Annotated in this window: 1 protein-coding gene; it reads right to left on the bottom strand. The window is 71.7% G+C overall.

Going from position 1 to position 1,734, the window contains the following annotated elements; translation table 11 throughout:
• The coding region (locus FOE67_RS24855) for a sensor histidine kinase (RefSeq protein WP_182667064.1) at positions 1 to 1,108 on the bottom strand (1,108 nt) is incomplete at its 3' end.
• Positions 1,109 to 1,734 lie beyond the last annotated feature (626 nt).

Genomic DNA, 1,734 nt, shown 5'->3' with positions numbered 1-1,734 from the left:
GCGCGGGGGTGCTGCGCGGCCGGGTGATGAGTTCCTGGGGGACGCGCATCAGGGCGCCGGTGCCGCCGCGGGCGGAGGGGCGGAAGGAGACCGACAGGCCGTGCTTGCGGGCCAGACGGCCGACGACCGCCAGGCCCAGCCGGGTGCCCGAGAGGGTGGTGAGGTCGCGGGGGTCGGTGGAGACGGCGCGTTCGGCGCGACGCAGCGCGGTCTCGCTCATCACCAGCCCGCTGTCCTCGATGGTGATGATGAGGCCGGCGGGCACCTCCTCCACGTAGACGTGGACCTCGGCGGTGGGCGGCGAGAAGTTCGCGGCGTTGTCCAGGAGTTCGGCCAGGGCGTGCATGACGCCCTCGGCGGCGTGACCGGCGATCGCGACATCGGTGGTGGAGTGCAGTCGCACCCGCTGGTAGCCCGCGATGCGTCCCATCGCGCCGCGCAGGATGCTCTCCATGACGATCGGCTTGGCCCAGCGGCGTCCGGAGCGGGCGCCGGTGAGCACGGCGATGCTGTCGGCGAGCCGGCCGGCCTGGGCGGTGCGGTGGTCCAGGTGCAGCAGGTCGGTGAGCACGTCGGGGTCGGCGTGCCGGTGCTCCATGGCGCGCAGGTCGGCGAGCATGCCGGTGGCCATGGCCTGCATCCGGCCGGCGGCGTTGGCGCAGGCGGACATCGCCGAGGCACGGGCCGTCTCGCTGCGACCGATCTCCTCGGCGAACTGACGGAGCACCGCCCGCTGCGCGGGGCTCTCCGGCTGGGCGATGGAGGCCAGGGCGGTGTCGGCGGAGGTGCTCTCGCGCAGGCGCGCGACCAGCGCCGGGACGTGCTCCTCGGAGAGCCGGCGCTCGGCGGTCTCCAGCTCCCGGACGCGTTCGCGCAGCAGATCCGCGCGGTCGCGGGACCGGGCCGCCAGGGCGGCGGCGACACACAGGGCGAGGACACCGACGCCGGCCCCCCAGGCGAGGGGGACGCGGAAGGACTCCGGGGCCGCGTACACCCCCCACAGGCCGATCGCGGCGCTCGGAACGAGGGTAGCCAGCAGGACCAGCAGGGTGCGTCTGTGCGGAGGCTGTTCCGTCCACCGTCGCACCGGCGGTATGTGCGCTGTCATCTATCGGGTCCTCGGGGACGAGTGGGCCGTGCCCACCGGGGCGGACTCGGACCTACGTTCAAGTCGGGAACACTATAGGTGAGTTGTCGATCGCTTTGGGTCTGCATTTGTGTCGAAAGTGTCTGACTCGCGTGATACGTGTCGGTCGGGTGAGCATCCGAATTTCCGTGATCCCCCGGTATTCCATCCGGATGATCACGCGTCACCATCGCGGCGTGCGCCGTTGGTTGCGCTTCGGGGGCGATCCGTGGCCTTCCGATTCCGGTCGGCGATCGGAAAAAAGGGGCGATACGGAAAAGGGGCCACGGATCGACGGCGGACGGGAAACGTCCCGCAATCCGGATCGGCGTCGCTCGCCCACCCCCTCCCGGAATTCCCGCCTTTCGGTTGAAGGCCGAAGCTTTCGGCCGCGAGTCCCCGGGAATGCCCCTCGGGTGGGGATGATCGCAGGAGAGGGCACGGGGAGTTCCCAGCCCGGGGAGATCACCGCCGAGGGAACCGGGGACCCGGCGGCGGGGCACCGACCACCGAAAGGCGGCCAACCGGTGCGGCGGAACGATCGGTGACGGGCGAACGGGGGCACGCTGGAGACATGGCCCCATCCCCCTCACCGTCCCCCCTGTTTC

Source organism: Streptomyces calidiresistens, assembly GCF_014141525.1.
GTDB classification, from domain to species: domain Bacteria; phylum Actinomycetota; class Actinomycetes; order Streptomycetales; family Streptomycetaceae; genus Streptomyces; species Streptomyces calidiresistens.
This window is presented reverse-complemented; position numbering and strand designations above follow the sequence as displayed.